Source organism: Mycobacterium xenopi (assembly GCF_009936235.1).
Classification (GTDB): Bacteria; Actinomycetota; Actinomycetes; order Mycobacteriales; family Mycobacteriaceae; genus Mycobacterium; species Mycobacterium xenopi.
This window is the reverse complement of record NZ_AP022314.1, coordinates 709,229-725,534: the sequence shown is the minus strand read 5'-3', so window position 1 is coordinate 725,534 and position 16,306 is coordinate 709,229. Positions and strand designations below refer to the sequence as shown.

Here is a 16,306-nt window from a genome sequence, read left to right as displayed (position 1 = left end):
AGTGAGCGACCTGAAGAGCCTCGGCTACATCACGATTTCCACCAAACAGATCGAGCGGTGGCGGCATTTCGCCTTCGGCGTCCTGGGTTTCGCCGAAGGCAAGGGACCTGACGAGTCCGCGCTATACCTGCGAATGGACGAACGCGCGGCCCGACTCATCGTGGTGCCTGGTGAGACCGACCGGGTGCTCACCGTTGGCTGGGAGGTACGCGACCACCCCGCGCTGCAGCGCGTTAAAGCGGCCCTCGACGGTGCGGGGGTGCCGGTCAAGCAGTTGTCCATCGAGGAGGCCGAGGCCCGCCGCGTGGAAGAGGTGATCAGCTTCGAGGACCCGGCCGGTACCACGCTCGAGGTGTTTCACGGCGCGGTGCTCGACCACAGCCCCGTCATCACCCCGTTCGGTGCGAAATTCGTCACCGGTGACCAAGGTATGGGCCATGTCGTGCTGCCGGCCACCGATCCCAATGGGTTGTTCGACTTCTACACCGATGTGCTGGGTTTCCGTTCTCGCGGCGCGTTTCGGGTGCCGCTACCGAAGGAGTTCGGCCCGGTGCGGGTTCGCTTCCTCGGCATCAACGAGCGACACCACAGCCTGGCCATTGTCCCGGCCGCACACCAGCGCGACCCCCGCCTGGTCCACATCATGGTGGAGGTCGACAGCCTTGACACGGTGGGGCAGGCGCTGGACCGCGTCAACGCCGAGGGATTCCAGCTGTCGTCGACGCTCGGTCGGCACACCAACAACAAGATGGTGTCGTTCTACGTCCGCGCGCCCGGCGACTGGGACATCGAATTCGGCACCGACGGTATGCGTGTCGACGAAACCTATTACACGGCGGAGGAAATCACGGCCGACAGTTACTGGGGCCATCAGTGGGTCGGCGATCTACCGGCGGCGATGCGGCCATGACTTCGATGACCGACGTGCATCCCGTCCCGGCGTCGTCGATCAGCGGGTGGGATCACGAGGCCGACGTGGTGATCGCCGGCTACGGTGTGGCCGGTGCGGCCGCCGCCGTTGAGGCCGCCAGAGCCGGCGCCGATGTCCTGGTGGCCGAGCGCACCGGCTCCTGGGGCGGGGCGGCCGCCATGGCGGGCGGGTTCATCTATCTCGGCGGCGGCACACCACTGCAAAAGGCTTGCGGTTTCGAGGATTCCGTCGACAACATGGCGGCCTTCCTCAACGTCGCGATGGGACCGGGTGCGGACGAGAACCGCATCGCCGACTACTGCGCCGGCAGCGTCGATCACTTCGATTGGCTCGTTGACTGCGGCGTGCCGTTCAAGGCGGAATTCTGGGGGGAACCCGGCTGGGAGCCACCGGGCGATCAAGGCCTGATGTTCACCGGCGGGGAGAACGCCTTCCCATTCAACACCATCGCGAAACCCGCTCCGCGCGGCCATGTCCCGCAGATGACCGACAAGCGAGCCGGCGAGGCGAGCGCCGGTTACATGCTGATGAAGCCACTGGTCGACACCGCCACATCGCTGGGTGTGCGATCCGTCTACGACGTCCGCGCCGTCTCGCTGGTCGTGCAGTCGGACGGCCGCGTCGCCGGGATTATCGCGCGCCAGTACGGGAAGCGGCTCGCCGTGCGTGCGCATCGCGGCGTCGTCTTGGCCTGCGGCAGCTTTGCCTACAACGACGCGATGGTCGCCCAATACGCCCCGCGGATCGCCGGGCGCCCGGCCGCGTCGATCGAGCAGCACGACGGTCAGGCCATCAGAATGGCGCAGGCGCTCGGCGCGGACCTGGCGCACATGGATGCCACAGAGGTGGCATTCCTGGTCGATCCCCAGCAGACCGTCCGCGGCATCCTCGTCAATGGTCGCGGACAGCGCTATGTCCCCGAGGACACGTACTCCGGCCGGATCGGGCAGCTCACGCTCTACCAGCAGGACGACACCGCGTTCTTGATCCTCGACGGCGACGCACAAGACGAGGCCATGGCCGCGACGTCGGCGACACCGCTCCTCAAACGGCAGGCGACATGGGTCTGCGAGACCGTGGCCGAGCTCGAACGCGAGATCGGCCTGCCGGCCGGGTCGCTGCAAGCCACCGTCAACGCCTACAACGATGCCGCCGCCCGCGGCGAGGATCCGTTGCTGCACAAGAAGCCTGAATGGGTAAGGCCGATCGGCACGCCGGTCGGCGCGATCGATCTGCGCGGGAGCACCGCCGGGTTCACGCTGGGCGGTTTGATGACCACGCTGGATTCCGAGGTGCTGCACGTCGGCGGAGAGCCGATCCCCGGCTTGTATGCGGCGGGACGCTGCACTGCAGGTCTGGCCGCGTGGGGTTATGCCAGCGGGATCTCGTTGGGCGATGGCAGCTTCTATGGGCGTCGCGCCGGTCGTGCCGCCGCCAAGGGCTGAGTCGTTCCAGCATTCGTCGAGGTCGGCGCCGTCCATGAGATGTGTTGGCCCAGCCTCTGTGCCGCCTATGTGACGGATTCCATGCCAGCGTGCTAGAAACAGAAATATTTCTATTAGTCATGTGCCGCACCGCGAGGAGGCGTCGTGACCGTGACCGTCGGATCAACCACGCCAACTGCAGTCATCGATCGGGTATCGCTGGTGCTGGACGCGTTCGACGGCGGTGGCAGGTTGACGCTGGCTCAGATCGTGCGGCGCACGGGCTTGCCGCGCTCGTCGGCACACAGGCTGCTCGAGCGGCTGGTGCAACTGCGCTGGCTGCGCCGCAGCGGTCGTGACTACGAGTTGGGCATACGGCTGATGGAGCTGGGATCTCTTGCTGTCCACCAGGATCGGCTCCACCGCGCGGCCACACAGCTGCTGCACGATCTGCACCGAGCCACCGGGCTGGTGGTTCACCTTGCCGTTCTCGACGGCTCCGACGTGGTGTACCTGGACAAGATCGGCGACCGGATGACCGCCGCCATCCCAGTCGCGTGGGCGGACGGCAGCCGGCGCATTGCACGGCGGTGGGCAAGGCCATAATGGCCTACAGCAACACCGCCGACGCAATCAACCTCCGCAACCGCAAAACCAGATACTCGATCAGCAGCCGGTCGCAGTTGGACGTCGAGCTGGCCAAGGTGCGTGCCCATGGCGTGGCGTTTGACCGCGAGGAGTCATTGCCCGGATTCGGCTGTGTCGCAGCCCCTATCGGCGATCCCGGCGAGGCTGTCGCAGCGGTGTCAGTATGCGGACCGATGAGCCGGATGTTGTTCGATCAGCGCATGGCTGCGCCAGTGCGAATGACAGCAATGCACATCTGGCGCAACGTCGACGGCGGCCCGCGGCATGTCGCGCCGACGCTGCAACCGCTACGCCCGCTGCGTGTGGCACCGACCCTTCGGCCGTGCGCGAACCAGGGCCACTGCGGGACGCATGACGCCGGACCCGGACATGGATACCGATCGACCACAAGTTCTGTGCGGTGAGCGGAACGCGATGGACGATCGAGACTGGTCGTTTACCTCGACTCTGATGCTGACCTTATGGCACGCTTCGATGCCCTCAGCGACTACAAGACCGTTCCCAATCCCAATCTGCGCGCCCTCGAGAGGACACCGTTCTATGCGGTCAAGATGGTGCTAAGCGTCTCGGCACCTGCGGCGGCCTGCGGGCCGACGACCGCGCCCGGGTGCGACGCGAAGACGGCAGTGTGATCGAAGGGCTCTACGCGATCGGCAACACCGCGGCTAACGTGTTCGGGACCACCTATCCCGGTGCCGGTGCCACGATCGCACAGGGCTTGGTGTACGGCTACATCGCTGCCCGTGACGCCGCTGGAGCATGATCAGTCCGATTCTTCCGCGTTCGCCTTCTTCTCAATCTCGTACCAGAATTCCGGTGCGGGCCAGGGAATCTTAGTGGGCTCGCCGTCTGGGGCACGGGGGAAGACGGCTTCGGCCTCGTCGAGCTCTTTGATCAACTTCAGGGCCAGCTCCCGCTCGTTGGCGTAATACCTCTCGGCCCATCGCAATGCGATTCGCGCGTACGCCCAGGACGGGTCAGCGCCGGCCCAGCGTGCGTCCTTGGCCGCCTTGCGCTGCATCTCGTCCGCATAGGCCACGTGTTCTTGCAGCAACTCCTTGAGTCGCGTCGGGCTGGTGAGATGTCCCAACGTCACCCGCAGCAGTGCGCCGTGCTTGAGCGTCGGCGGGTCGACCGGCGTGTCGTTGGCCCACCGGGTCACCGCCTCCAGACCGGCTTGGGTGATCTTGTAGAGCCTCCGATTGCGGGTGCCGCCGGTGTTCTCGACACGCGAGGTCACCAGGCCCAGTTGTTCGAGTCGTTTGAGCTCGGAGTAGATCTGGCTGTAGGCCGGGCTGCCGTAGTAGAAGCGCATGCTCCAATCGATGAACTTCCGGATGTCATAACCGGAGAGCTCGTGCTCGTATGACAGCATGCCGAGCAGCGCCCAACTTGTCGCCGCGAGATTCGGCTTGTCCGGGGAATCGCTGCCGTCCATCAGCTGCGTGCCGGGGCTAGCCGCTTGAGCGCCAGCCCACCTTCGAATGGCCGGTAGCCGAACGCCGCGGGAGCGCGATACCCGGTGTCCCCGAGCGGGGTGTGCACCTCGGCGACCGTGGGCCCGATCTTCTCGGCGACGGGCACCAGCGCGTCAAGGTCGAAACGGTACAGTCGACCCGCGTTGCCGCCCAATATCTTCCGGCACTCGTCCTGCGACCTGTTGTGCAGAGCCCAACGGATCGCCAGCTTGGAATGCGGGGTGAAGCCCTCCTCGTGCGGATAGTCACTGCCCCACATGATGTGGTCAGCACCCATGAAGTCGATCATCGCCGCGTCGTAGGGCATCAACTCGGCAGCCAGGTAGCAGTTTCGCTTGACGTATTCGCTTGGGCTCAGGGTCAGCTCATCGACCGACGATCCGCCGAACATGCCGTAGGTGCGGTTGTGGGCCTCGGATTTCATGGTGGGCACCATCGCGTCGAGAATGGCCAGTTGCTGCTGCACCCATAGCGTGCCCTGCTCGGTCGGCACGAACCGCAGTGACGGATAGCGCTCGAACACCCCGGCAAGTATCAGGTGACCGAGGGTGCGTTGGGCCCACAACGCCATCTCGGTGATCAACACGGCGTTGGATGCCGGCTGGTCCATCGGCATCTCGGGGCTGCCGGCCCCCGCATGCTGAACGATCGTCAGGTCAAGCTCGGCGCATAGCCTCCAGATCGGTTCGTAGCGGGTGTGAAAGAGCGGGGCAACGTGGGGGTCGCCAGGTGAGACCGGGGGAATGAGCACGCCGCCGAAACACTCCTGGTCGGCCCCCCAGCGAATCTCCTGCAGCGCCAAGTCGACGTCATTGGGAAAGATCTGGATCAAGCCGCGCCGTCGGGTGGGCGCCAGCGAACAAAAGTCGACCTGCCAGCGGTTGTGGGCCTGCACGCCGGCCCAACGTTTCTCGAACTCGTCGCGAGTCCGGGGCAGGCTGATGGTGATGTTGGGGGTTGTCGGGAAGAACGGGGGCACGGTGTTGGGCAACAACACCTCGCCGGCCACCCCGTCGGCGTCCATTTCGGCAATCCGGAATTCGTGGTCCCAGTTCCGGTTGGCCGTGGCGATGACAAGGTCGTCGAACGGGCTGACATAGGTCTTGGCCCAGGCGTCGAATTCGTCGTGCAGGCGCGCGGGCAGATACTGCTTGTAACCGTAGAGATCAGCCCCGGCGTGGGTGTCCGTCGAGATGACGACGTAGCGGTCGATCGTGTCCCAGGTTGCAGCCATCGGATCCTCCGGGTTGTGGCTATACCAGGCTAGCTTCCTGATCGGCCCGACGACCGACAAGATCGTCATCTCATTGAGCGGACTACCAGTCGTCGCCTGCCCACGGCAGCAGCGGGCATGGTGGAGATCATGCGGATCGGATTCATCGGCTTGGGCAACATGGGTCGCGGCATGGCCGCCAACCTCGTCAACGCTGGTCACCGGGTCACCGTCTACAACCGCACCGCCGCCAAGATGGAAACACTTGTCCAGCAGGGCGCTGCCCCCGCTCACGCTGTCGCCGAGACGTGCGGCGGCGAGGTGGTGGTCACCATGCTCGCCGGCGACGAGGCGGTCGAAGAGGTCACGTTGGGCGAGCACGGCATCCTGGCCTCGCTCGCGTCGGGCGCCACCCACGTCTCGGCGAGCACCATCAGCGTCGGCCTGTCGAAACGCCTCGCCGCCGCGCACGCCGAGGCCGGTCAGCAGTATGTCGCCGCACCGGTGTTCGGAAGGCCCGAAGCCGCTTCTGCGGCAAAGCTTTTCGTCGTCGCAGCCGGGGCACCTCAAGTGCTCGACCCGCTGACCCCGCTGTTCGATGCGATCGGGCAACGCACCTTCGTGGTCTCCGAGCAGCCGCACACCGCCAACCTCGTCAAGCTGTCCGGGAATTTCCTGATCGCCTCGGTCATCGAGTCGCTGGGCGAGGCGATCGCGCTCGTCGCCAAGGGCGGGGTGGACCCGCTGCAGTACGTCGACATCCTCACCTCGACGTTGTTCAGCGCGCCGGCCTACCAGACCTACGGGGGGCTGATCGCACGCCAGCAATTCCAGCCGGCCGGCTTTGCGGCCACCCTGGGGCTCAAAGACATCAAACTGGCACTTGCCGCCGGTGACGAGCTTCGCGTCCCGTTACCGCTCGCCGGCCTGCTGCGGGACCGGCTTCTCACCTTGGTGGCCAACGGCCAAGGCGATCTGGATTGGTCGGCGATCGCCAGCCTTGCGGCCCGCGACGCGGGTGTGGCCTCAGACCACTCCGCGTAGCCCGTCGGCGCCGAACACCGGTTCCAGCATCGCGCTGAAATCCGGGCCGCGCCGCAGCGCGTGTCCGCCGTCGACGTTGATGACCTGTCCGGTGATCCAGCTGGCGGCATCGCTGAGCAAAAACATGGCCAGGTTGGCGACGTCGTCGACCTCGCCCACCCGCGGCAGCGGAGTGCAGATCCGGTAGTCCTCGCTCAGCTCCGGCGACTCGGTGATCGCGGCCACCAGGTCGGTGCGGATCAGCCCCGGCCGGATGCCGTTGACGCGGACCCACGACGGGCCCAGCTCGTCGGCCGCCAACATCATCAGGTGGTCGACGGCGGATTTGGTCACTCCGTAAGCCCCGAACCAGCGGTGGGTGTTGCTGGCCGCGATCGACGAGATCCCGACGAACGATCCGCCGCCGCCGCGCACGAGTTGGCGCGCGGCATGTTTGAGCACGTACATGGTGCCGTTGACGTTGAGGTCGACGGTGCGTCGCCAGGCCTCGGAGTCGATCTGAGTGATCGGGCCAATGGTCTCCGAGCCGCCGGCGCAATGCACCACGCCGTGCAGCCGACCGTGCCATGCCGTCGCGGCCTCCACCGTCTGGGCGATCTCGTCCTCGTCGGTCACGTCGGCAGACTCGTAGCGGATCGAGCCGCGGGTGGCGGTGGTTGCCTCGATGTCTTTCACGGCGCCCGCCAGCCGGTAGGCGTCGCGGCCGATGATCATCACCGCCGCCCCGGACCCGACCAGCCCGCCCGCTACTGCCTTACCGATGCCGCTGCCCCCTCCCGTGACCAGATATGTCCGGTCCTCGAACGAAAGCCGCACGTTAACTCCTCACTTCACAGCCGAATCCGTCGCACCCATCGAACCACGCGCCTGTTCGACCGATGGCGGAGTAAGCCGTCCATTACAGCACTTCCGCTACTTACCGTAGCGATATATGGTGGGCGGGTCTCCACGAGTCTCGTCACACCGTTGGCGGCCGTCGGCGAGGACGGCCGGCACTTACACACCTGCCCGCTGTGTGAAGCCATGTGCGGCTTGGAGATCCGCGTCGAAGACGGCAAGGTCGCCGGCAGCCGCGGCAACCGCGACGACCAATGGAGCCACGGCCACACGTACCGGTCATCGACAAGTACGGCATCCGAGCCGTCACCGCCCACACCGGCAACCCGCTTGCGCATTCCTTTTCACTGGCCCGTTATGCGGGCGTGCTGCTCGGGATGTCTGGCATGCCGGTCACCTTTTCGCCCGGCACCGTCGACCAGTGGCCGAAAAACCTGTCGTCGCATCTGATGTACGGCCGATGGTGGGGCTTCCCGGTGCCGGACATCGAGCGCACCGACCTGCTGGTGATCATGGGCGCGAACCCGGCGGAGTCGCAGGGCTCACTGCTCGCCGCCCCCGATGTCATGGCGCTCATCAAGCGCATCCGGCGGCGCGGCAAGGTGGTGGTCATCGACCCGGTCCGTACCCGCACCGCAGCGCAGGCCGACGAACGGCTGCCAATCACTCCCGGCACCGATGCGGCTTTCTTGCTCGCGATCACGCACACGCTGTTCGACGAGGACCTGGTTTCCCTGGGCGCGCTGGCCCCGCACGTCAAGGTGTCGCGACGATGCGGCGGGTGGCCGCCGACTGGCCACCGGAACGGGTGCCGGCCGCGGCTTTCGCGCCGACTGACACGCCCGGGCGAGGAACTGGTTCTGGTCAGCCGCAGGCATTTACGGTCGAACAATTCGTGGCTGCACAATGTGCCGGCGCTAATGAAGGGCCGCGACCGCTGCACGCTGTTGATGCATCCAGACGACGCGCATCGATGCGGCGTGGCCCACGGCGACATCGTCACGGCCAGATCGCAGGTTGGGGAGATCCAGGTTCCGGTCGAGGTCACAGACGCGATCAAGCGTGGTGCCGTCTCCATGCCGCACGGCTGGGGCCACGGCAAACCGGGCACGCGGATGGCCGTGGCCAACGGCGCTCCGGGTGCCAACACGAATGTGCTGTCGCCGCCGACATTTCTCGACGAGCCGTCAGGTAACGGCGCGCTCAACGGGATACCGGTGACGGTCAGCGCTCTCTAGGGCTCGTCGCGGCGGGCGATCTTCGACGGTTTTGCGTTGCGCCAGTCCTCGACCTCGGGCGGCAGCCCCACCGGGTAGCGGTTTTCGTTGTAGGCAGCCCAGTGCGCATGTCCGAGCTCGTGCACGTGGAATGCGTGGCGTAGCGCCTCGGTGAACCCCATCGCGTCGGCGGCGGCGTTGACCGAGTCTTTGATCAGCAGCGCCGCCATCGTGGGCCGCTCGGCGATGCGCCGTGCGAATTCCAGTGTCTTTTCCTCTAGCTGGTCGAGCGGAAAGACCTTGGACACCATGCCGAGCCGGTACGCCTCGTCGGCGTCGAGCGAATCACCGGTCAACAGCAGTTCTTTGGCTTTGCGGGGGCCGAATTCCCAAGGGTGCGCGTAGTATTCGACGCCCGGCATGCCCATGCGCACCCCGACGACGTCGGAAAACTTCGCGTTGTCGGCGGCGACGATGAGATCGCAGGCCCAGATCAGCATCAAACCCGCGGAGATCGCGTTGCCTTGAACCTGGGCGATGGTGATCTTGCGCAGATCGCGCCAGCGGCAGGTGTTGTGGAAATAGAAGTGCCATTCCTGCAGAAACGTCTTCTCAGCGATGGGGTCTCGGGTGGCGCCGTAACCACGAAACGTCGGATGCTGGGCCGGGCCGGGCTTGCGTTCAGCCAGCGCGGCCTCTGAACCCAGGTCGTGGCCGGCGGAGAAGTTCTTGCCGCGCGCGGCCAGGATCACCACCCGGACGTCGTCGTCGGCTTCGGCGCGCAAGAACGCCTCGTCGAGCTGAACCAGCAGGGTGCGATTCTGGGCGTTGTGGGCTTCGGGCCGGTTGAGCCACACGCGGGCGATGCGGCCCTCGTCGAGGGTTTCGTAGGTAACCAGCTCAGCGGACTCGCCGTCAACCGCGCTGGTGCCCACATCATCGTGGACTGCCATTTCGCCACCTCACCTGGGTTTGTCAGATGCTTACAGATTACGGCCACCACGTAACGCGCCCGCCGGTGGGTCGCCGGCCAGGCTCAGGTTGCAGGGCCGCAAGTGGGGCGCACGCTGACTGCATGCTCGGTGAACTCGCACGGCGCCTGCGGCCCAAACCGCGCTTCGCCTACAGTGATGGCATGCCTACCAAGTCTGACCCCGGCGAAATCGGCGACGTGGAACCATTGACCGACAGCACCGCAAGCCAGGCCAGGCGCGTAGTGGCCGCGTACGCGAACGACGCCGATGAGTGCCGGATGTTCCTGTCCATGCTCGGCATTGCGCCGACGAAACACGAGACCTAAGTGAGTCCCGGGGAAGGCCAGGGCCCCAGAGGTTCGGGCTCCGGGGATTCCGATTTCGTGGTGGTCGCCAACCGGCTGCCGATCGACATGGAGCGGCTCGCCGACGGCACCACCACCTGGAAACGCAGCCCGGGCGGGCTGGTCACCGCGTTGGAGCCATTGCTGCGCCGTCGCCGTGGAGCCTGGATCGGATGGCCCGGCATCGTCGACGCCGACGAGCAGCCCATCGTCGAAGAGGACCTGCAGCTGTACCCCGTCCGGCTGTCCGCCGACGACGTCGCCCAATATTACGAGGGGTTCTCCAACGCCACGCTGTGGCCGCTGTACCACGATGTCATCGTCAAGCCGATCTACCACCGCGAGTGGTGGGACCGCTATGTCGACGTCAACCGCCGATTCGCCGAAGCGACCTCACGCGCGGCTGCTCGCGGCGCCACCGTGTGGGTGCAGGACTACCAGCTGCAGCTGGTGCCGAAGATGCTGCGCGAACTGCGGCCCGATCTGACCATCGGTTTTTTCCTGCACATTCCGTTTCCGCCGGTCGAACTGTTCATGCAGCTGCCCTGGCGCATCGAGATTATCGAAGGTCTGCTCGGCGCCGACCTGGTGGGCTTCCACTTGGTCGGTGGCGCTCAGAATTTCCTGTTCCTGGCGCGGCGGTTGGTCGGGGCCAATACCTCTCGCGGGGCGGTCGGTGTCCGATCCCGGTTCGGCGAGGTCGACCTGGGGTCGCGCACCGTTCGGGTGGGCGCGTTCCCGATCTCGATCGACTCGGCTGAGCTCGACCGCAAGGCCCGTGACCGCAACATCCGCCGGCGGGCCCGCGAGATCCGGGCCGAGCTCGGCAACCCCCGTAAGATCCTGCTGGGAGTCGACCGGCTCGACTACACCAAGGGCATCGACGTTCGGCTGAAGGCTTTTTCCGAGCTGCTCGCCGAGGGCCGCGCCAAGCGCGACGACACCGTGCTGGTCCAGCTGGCCACCCCGAGCCGTGAACGCGTTGAGAGCTACCAGATCCTGCGCAGCGACATCGAACGGCAGGTCGGCCACATCAACGGTGAATACGGGGAGGTCGGCCACCCAGTGGTGCACTACATCCACCGTCCCGTTCCCCGCGACGAGCTGATCGCGTTTTTCGTCGCCGCCGACGTCATGCTGGTCACCCCGCTGCGGGACGGAATGAACCTGGTGGCCAAGGAGTATGTCGCCTGCCGCAGCGACCTGGGCGGCGCGCTGGTGTTGAGCGAATTCACTGGCGCCGCAGCCGAATTGCACCAGGCCTACCTGGTCAACCCGCACGACACCGAACGCGTCAAGGACGCCATCGAGGCGGCGCTCAACCAGACCGACGAGGAGGGACGGCGCCGGATGCGGGCCATGCGACGCCAGGTGCTCGCCCACGACGTCGACCGCTGGGCCCGGTCGTTTCTCGACGCGCTCGCCGAGGCGCATCCGCCGGGCTCTGGCTAGCATGCACGGCGAGCGCGATACTCATTGCAGTGTTTTGCACTGTTTCGCGCCGACGCAAAGGAGGCATCAGGTGACCGTCGCTCGCGGGTTGACCGCTGCCGCCGTTTTCACGGCGTTCGAAATCGGGCTAGGGGTGGCGTTTGCGAGCCCGGCCGGGGCGCTGGCACCGCCGGCGGACGGCATCTACACCTTCAACCAGGCGGGCGCACCGGCGGCCACGTGGAAGGTGTCGTCCCTGTGCGACCAAGTGAACGGGAGCCGCTTCTACCAGGACTATGCCAACCCGATAATCCAGGCCGATTTCTGCGCTGTGAATGTGGTGAGCTACACCGAAAGCACCATCAAACGTGAAGACAAGCTGCAAAACTTCACCGGCAGAGCCCGGCTGACCAATGGCCTGTGGACCTTCCAAGTCAAACAGGACGCCGGAGTGTTGTGCCCGGACGGCAGCACCGCGCAGTCCACCGAGACCTATGCGTTCGACGACGAAACGATGACGGGCACGCATACTTCGCTGCACGGTGATGTGTGTGGTCTGCAGCCCGCGATGCGCAAGGAGCCGTTCAGCTTGCAATTCGTCGCGCCGCTTGAGCCCCCTGTCGAGCGTTATCCGCTGCACTGCAACGACATTGCGATATGCTACTGAGCCGCCTCAGATCGGCGTGATGTAGTTGATCAACCACTTGCCGTCGATCCGTTTGTAGTCGACCCGCAAGCGGCTGCCGTCGTAGACCGGTTGCCGTGACTTGTCCGTCACAGTGCGGTTCAGGTAGACCATGACCGTGGCCGAGTCACGTTTGGCGGCCATGACTCCCACGCCGACGACGCTGGCCTGCACCACCACTTCGCGTTTGCGTGCCTCCGGGATGATCTGCTGGTTGGCGCTTTTCTTGAACTCCTGCCGATAGTCCGGGGTCAGCAGAGGATACGCGTCACCGAGGCTGCGTTCGACGGTTTGAAAGTCATAGCCGAAAACCTCGGGTATCTGCTTTGCGGCCAGCGCGGGCAGGACCGCCCGCGCCGACTGCTCGCCACGGGTCTGGACCCGATCCCAGTAGAACCAACCACTGGCCGCAGCCAATGCGACGAACACAGCGCCCAGCACGCCGGCGGTGATCAGCTGCAACCGCCGCATCAATTCCCGCCTTCCGGATACTTCAGGTCGTAACCGGTCATCCGGCCGTTGTCGTCCTCGTGCACGATGACCCGCATGCGATAAGGCATGGAGGGCTTGTTGACCCCGTCGATGTCGGTGACCGTGACCCGCACCGACACCAGCACGGATGCGTTGTCGGTGACGTTGTCGACGCTTTCCAGCGCCGCGCCGTTGATCACCGCCTCGGAGCTGGCTTTGGTGTCGCGGAACAGGATTTTGAGGTTTTCGACGTTGTTGTTCGAGTTGAGCATGCTGCGCAGCGGCCCGCTGGTGCCGTCGACGAATCGATTCACACTCTGGTCGATGGTGTCGGGGGTGTAGCTGAACATGTTGACCACGGTCTGGGTGGCGGTGTCGACGAACCGTTGGTTGCGGGCCTGTTGGGCGTCGGCGTGCCGCTGCTGGACAACGAGCACGGTCAGGCCGGTGGCCAGCAGCGCGACCGCGACCACGCCCACGCCCAAGCCGACCCATCCGACCAGGCGACGATGCGCGGGCCGCCGCGGCGGCGGTCCCGGCGGCGTCGTGCGCGGCTTCGATGGCGTGGCCGATGCCTGCACCCGGACCGTGGTGGTGGCGCTGGATTCGCCTTTGGCCGGCCCGGCCGCGCGCGACGCCCGACGACGAGCGCGTTGCCCCGCCGTGTCGGAGCCCGTCGGTCGCCGATCCACCGCCCCCGGCTCCTGTGCTGGCACTACAGCTGCCTTGGATCGCGCATCAGGTCCACCCAGTTCTCCGCGCTCGACGCCTTGCTCATGCCGGGCGCGAAGATACCAGTGCCGCCCGCCGGATCGGTGAAGGCTCCACTGTGCTGGTCGTAGGTGGTGTAGGCCGGGCCACTGGCCTGCGGCACCGGGCCAGGCGGCGGGCCCCAGGGCTTCGGGCCCCGGGCCTGCCGGCGGGGGATTGATCCCCACCGGCGGTGGCGGCGGTGGAAGCCACTTCGGGTACGGCAGCTGTGGCGGCTGCGGCGGGTAGGGCGCTGGCGGTATCCACGCCGGCCGGCCGTCGGTCCCGCCGGTGTTGGGCGGCGGCGGCACGGGGAACGGTTGATTGGGCGCCGGGCCGGGTCCCGGCACCACCCCGGGTGGCGGCGGACCCACGATCGGTGTGCCCGGGTCCGGATCGGTGCCGGGGGGGATATACGGAAACTTGTTCGGCGGCAACACGTTAAGGCCGTTCGTCATCGGAGTGCCGTAGGGAATCGGCGGTCCGCGCCACGGGTTGCTGCCTATCGGCACGTAACCGCGCGGGTCACGGCACAGCTGCACGGTCGGTGCCCTTTTCCCGGGGAACTCCTGGCATGGGTAGTTCCGTGCGCCGCGCACCGTGGTGGGGTCGTTCTGCGCCACCTTGCAGTACATGTCCGTCGGCAGTTCGCGCAACGTCTCGTCGGCGGGTGTCCGGATCAGTGGCGGCGGAAGGAACCCGGTATTGCAGGGTGGCGGATCGCCCAGGTCGATCTTGAAGTCCAGCTTGGCTCCCTCGTCTTGAGGTACGCCGCCGGCGGCAGTGGTGATCGCAGCGAACAGTGCCGGCAGTACCACCAGCAGCTGCTCGAGCGTCTTGTGGTAGATGACGCCAACCCGGCCGAGGTTGGCCAGACTGGCCGCCAGCATCGGGAACGAGGGTCGGATACCGGAGAAGGCGGTGCTGGCCTCATCGGCCGCGCCCGGAACCACGGTCAGCAATTTGCGAACCTGCGGATCGGCGTGGCGTACCTCCGAGGTGAAGCGGGCCAGCCCGTCGGCCAGCGACCGGATGTCGTTACCGGAGCGGATCTGCGCTTGCAAGAACGGGCCCACCTGGTCGATCAGCTCCGAGGTCTGCGGATAGTAGGCATTGGCTTCGTCGACCAGCAACCGTGAGGACTCGATGAGCCGGGCCAGTTCGGGACCAGTGCCGTTGAACGCGGTGAAAGTTTCGTGCAGCAGTTGCCGCAGCCGCGTGTCGGCCACACTGTTGACCAGTGTCTCGGACTTGCGCAGCAGGGTGGCAACGTCCTCGCTGAGCCGAGTATTACTGCGTGCAATGCGAGACCCGTTGTGCAGCTTGGTCGCTGACGGGTCATCGGGCGGGACGAGGTCGACGTACTGCTCACCGATGGCAGAAACGCTTCTGACGCTCGCGGTAACGTTCGACGGGACCGGGGTTTCGCTGTTGAGACGCATTACGGCGTCGACACCGTTGTGGTTTAGCCTCACCGACTCCACCCGGCCGACTGCGACGCCGCGGTAGGTGACGTTGGCGTTCTTGTACAGGCCGCCGCCCGCCGCGAAATCAGCGGTCACGCTATAGGTGCCCAGACCCAGAGTGGCCGGCAACCTCAGATAAAAAACCGCGATCAGGGTGACCGTGACGACGGTGACCACCGCGAAGACGACAAGCTGGATTCTGGTCAGTCGGTCATTCATCAGCGCGACCCCTGCTGTGGTTGCCCCGGCGGGAGCTTGAACGGGTCGGCGGCTTGCCCCGAGAGATTCGCCAGTTCACCGGTCAAAAAGTCAGGCGGGTTGAGGATCTCGCTCATGTGCATCATGTTCGGATCGAGTGCATACGATGTCGTGAAAAACGTTTCGCCGAGCCGTCGCAGGGTGAGGTCGAAGGTGGTGAACACGTTGAGGTAGTCGCCGCGCACCGCCTGCTTGATGCCGAAGTTGGGGAACGGGAATGTCAGCAACAGCTGCAATGAGGTGACGAAGTCCTTGCGGCTGTCGGCGAGCGCCTTGGTGACCGAATACAGACCCTTGAGGTCTTCGGCGAAATCGCCCTTGATTTGCGAAAGCACGTGGGAGGCAACGGTTGCGACACGTCTCAACGCAGCAAACGCCTCAACGATTTGGTCACGGTTCTTGTTGAGCACCCGAAGCGCATCGGGCAGCGTGTCCAGCGTGCGGCCCAGGCTGTCCTTGCTACGAGCCAAGATCGCGGAGAAACGGTTCAGCCCCTCGGCGGCGGCGATAATGTCGTTGACTTGCCGGTTGAGCCCCGCCGTCAACTCCGCGAGCTTGGGCACGAGGTTGGTGAACTGGCCCTCCCGGCCCGCCACCGCCCGGTATGTCTCATCGGTAACCTCTTGCAGGGCACCAAGATTGCCTTTGTTGACCACCACGCCCAGCGCCGCGAGGACCTCTTCGGTGGTGGGATAGCGGCTGGTGCTCGATTCGGCGATCCTCGAGCCGTTGCCGAGCCTGCCCACCGGTGGCTTGTCCACCGGCGAGGCCAGGTCGATGTGCTGGGAGCCGAGCAGCGACGTCTGCGCCACCTTGGCGGTGGCATTGGCCGGCAGCACCACGTTGTTGTCCAGCGCCAATTCCACAGCGGCATAGAAGCTGCCATCCGCTCGCTGGGCCGCTTGGATGCCCGACACGCTGCCCACGGTGACGTCGTCGACCATCACAGGAGAGTTCTGCGGCAAGGTCGCGACGTCCGTCAGCTCCACAGTGACCTTGTAGGAGCCCGGGCCGTGACCGGCTGTGCCGGGCAAGGCAATCGAGTTCAATCCACCGAATTGGCAGCCGGCGAGCACCACGCTGCCCGCCGCCAATGCGCCACCACGCAACCAGTTCCGGCTCATCCGCCGGCCCT

Annotated in this window: 14 protein-coding genes and 3 pseudogenes; 9 read left to right on the top strand and 8 right to left on the bottom strand. The window is 65.9% G+C overall.

All coding sequences use genetic code 11. From position 1 onward, the window contains the following. The first annotated feature begins 1 nt into the window (after position 1). From bphC to MYXE_RS03155, 4 genes and pseudogenes are all read left to right on the top strand, one after another. Positions 2-910 (top strand): biphenyl-2,3-diol 1,2-dioxygenase, encoded by a 909-nt coding sequence (gene bphC / locus MYXE_RS03170; protein ID WP_085194784.1) that lies wholly within the window; start codon positions 2-4, stop codon positions 908-910. After that, a complete protein-coding gene (locus MYXE_RS03165; RefSeq protein ID WP_085194786.1) occupies positions 907-2,376 on the top strand; it encodes an FAD-dependent oxidoreductase in 1,470 nt (489 codons plus the stop codon). The genes bphC and MYXE_RS03165 overlap by 4 nt, the downstream gene beginning before the upstream one ends. Positions 2,377-2,526: 150 nt before the next feature. Beyond that, positions 2,527-3,407: pseudogene (locus MYXE_RS03160) on the top strand (IclR family transcriptional regulator). 81 nt (positions 3,408-3,488) lie between these two features. Further along, positions 3,489-3,766: pseudogene (locus MYXE_RS03155) on the top strand (FAD-binding protein); the annotation flags it as partial. Here the strand turns inward: MYXE_RS03155 and MYXE_RS03150 are convergent. Both MYXE_RS03150 and MYXE_RS03145 read right to left on the bottom strand, forming a co-directional pair. Next, entirely contained in the window at positions 3,767-4,441 is a 675-nt protein-coding gene (locus tag MYXE_RS03150; RefSeq protein ID WP_112649989.1) for a PadR family transcriptional regulator, read from the bottom strand. Next, the gene (locus MYXE_RS03145; protein ID WP_039891388.1) at positions 4,441-5,715 is read right to left on the bottom strand and encodes an amidohydrolase family protein; all 1,275 of its coding nucleotides are present in this window, start codon (positions 5,713-5,715) and stop codon (positions 4,441-4,443) included. The genes MYXE_RS03150 and MYXE_RS03145 overlap by 1 nt, the downstream gene beginning before the upstream one ends. Before the next feature lie 129 nt (positions 5,716-5,844). Here MYXE_RS03145 and MYXE_RS03140 point away from each other — a divergent pair, with 129 nt between their 5' ends. Then, complete coding sequence (locus MYXE_RS03140) at positions 5,845-6,738, top strand: NAD(P)-dependent oxidoreductase (RefSeq protein WP_085194881.1); 894 nt, start codon at positions 5,845-5,847, stop codon at positions 6,736-6,738. On the opposite strand, the gene MYXE_RS03135 is transcribed toward MYXE_RS03140, so the two are convergent. Next, positions 6,721-7,554 (bottom strand): SDR family oxidoreductase, encoded by an 834-nt coding sequence (locus MYXE_RS03135; RefSeq protein ID WP_003923178.1) that lies wholly within the window; start codon positions 7,552-7,554, stop codon positions 6,721-6,723. The two genes, MYXE_RS03140 and MYXE_RS03135, sit on opposite strands and share 18 nt — an antisense overlap. Before the next feature lie 275 nt (positions 7,555-7,829). Between MYXE_RS03135 and MYXE_RS03130 the strand changes: the two genes are divergently transcribed. Continuing rightward, the gene (locus tag MYXE_RS03130; protein WP_415624455.1) at positions 7,830-8,813 is read left to right on the top strand and encodes a molybdopterin dinucleotide binding domain-containing protein; all 984 of its coding nucleotides are present in this window, start codon (positions 7,830-7,832) and stop codon (positions 8,811-8,813) included. On the opposite strand, the gene MYXE_RS03125 is transcribed toward MYXE_RS03130, so the two are convergent. Further along, positions 8,810-9,745, bottom strand: a complete 936-nt coding sequence (locus MYXE_RS03125) for an enoyl-CoA hydratase (RefSeq protein ID WP_085194790.1) — start codon at positions 9,743-9,745, stop codon at positions 8,810-8,812. The genes MYXE_RS03130 and MYXE_RS03125 overlap by 4 nt on opposite strands. A gap of 182 nt (positions 9,746-9,927) precedes the next feature. Between MYXE_RS03125 and MYXE_RS03120 the strand changes: the two genes are divergently transcribed. The 3 genes from MYXE_RS03120 (at position 9,928) to MYXE_RS03110 (ending at position 12,208) form a co-directional block, all read left to right on the top strand. Then, a complete protein-coding gene (locus MYXE_RS03120; RefSeq protein WP_003923176.1) occupies positions 9,928-10,092 on the top strand; it encodes a hypothetical protein in 165 nt (54 codons plus the stop codon). Beyond that, positions 10,093-11,562: an alpha,alpha-trehalose-phosphate synthase (UDP-forming) gene (locus MYXE_RS03115; RefSeq protein WP_039891352.1), complete on the top strand. Its 1,470-nt coding sequence runs from the start codon at positions 10,093-10,095 to the stop codon at positions 11,560-11,562. Between the two features lie 70 nt (positions 11,563-11,632). Continuing rightward, on the top strand, positions 11,633-12,208 hold the full coding sequence (locus MYXE_RS03110; RefSeq protein ID WP_085194792.1) for a hypothetical protein: 576 nt from the start codon (positions 11,633-11,635) through the stop codon (positions 12,206-12,208). A 6-nt stretch (positions 12,209-12,214) separates the two neighbouring features. On the opposite strand, the gene MYXE_RS03105 is transcribed toward MYXE_RS03110, so the two are convergent. From MYXE_RS03105 to MYXE_RS03095, 4 genes and pseudogenes are all read right to left on the bottom strand, one after another. Further along, positions 12,215-12,697 carry a hypothetical protein gene (locus MYXE_RS03105; protein WP_003923173.1) on the bottom strand — a complete coding sequence of 161 codons (483 nt, stop codon included), beginning with the start codon at positions 12,695-12,697 and terminating at the stop codon, positions 12,215-12,217. Next, positions 12,697-13,413, bottom strand: coding sequence for a hypothetical protein (locus MYXE_RS24180; RefSeq protein WP_003923172.1), 717 nt, complete (start codon positions 13,411-13,413; stop codon positions 12,697-12,699). Before MYXE_RS24180 ends, MYXE_RS03105 begins: the two co-directional genes overlap by 1 nt. After that, positions 13,413-15,132: pseudogene (locus MYXE_RS03100) on the bottom strand (MCE family protein). Before MYXE_RS03100 ends, MYXE_RS24180 begins: the two are co-directional and overlap by 1 nt. Further along, positions 15,132-16,295, bottom strand: coding sequence for a virulence factor Mce family protein (locus tag MYXE_RS03095; protein WP_085194794.1), 1,164 nt, complete (start codon positions 16,293-16,295; stop codon positions 15,132-15,134). Before MYXE_RS03095 ends, MYXE_RS03100 begins: the two are co-directional and overlap by 1 nt. Positions 16,296-16,306: the final 11 nt, after the last annotated feature.

Coding starts and splice junctions, on each gene's coding strand:
- MYXE_RS03165 (WP_085194786.1), top strand. CDS start 907: ATGACTTCGATGACCGACGTGCATCCCGTCCCGGCGTCGTCGATCAGC.
- MYXE_RS03150 (WP_112649989.1), bottom strand. CDS start 4,441: ATGGACGGCAGCGATTCCCCGGACAAGCCGAATCTCGCGGCGACAAGT.
- MYXE_RS03145 (WP_039891388.1), bottom strand. CDS start 5,715: ATGGCTGCAACCTGGGACACGATCGACCGCTACGTCGTCATCTCGACG.
- MYXE_RS03140 (WP_085194881.1), top strand. CDS start 5,845: ATGCGGATCGGATTCATCGGCTTGGGCAACATGGGTCGCGGCATGGCC.
- MYXE_RS03130 (WP_415624455.1), top strand. CDS start 7,830: ATGGAGCCACGGCCACACGTACCGGTCATCGACAAGTACGGCATCCGA.
- MYXE_RS03125 (WP_085194790.1), bottom strand. CDS start 9,745: ATGGCAGTCCACGATGATGTGGGCACCAGCGCGGTTGACGGCGAGTCC.
- MYXE_RS03120 (WP_003923176.1), top strand. CDS start 9,928: ATGCCTACCAAGTCTGACCCCGGCGAAATCGGCGACGTGGAACCATTG.
- MYXE_RS03105 (WP_003923173.1), bottom strand. CDS start 12,697: ATGCGGCGGTTGCAGCTGATCACCGCCGGCGTGCTGGGCGCTGTGTTC.
- MYXE_RS03095 (WP_085194794.1), bottom strand. CDS start 16,295: ATGAGCCGGAACTGGTTGCGTGGTGGCGCATTGGCGGCGGGCAGCGTG.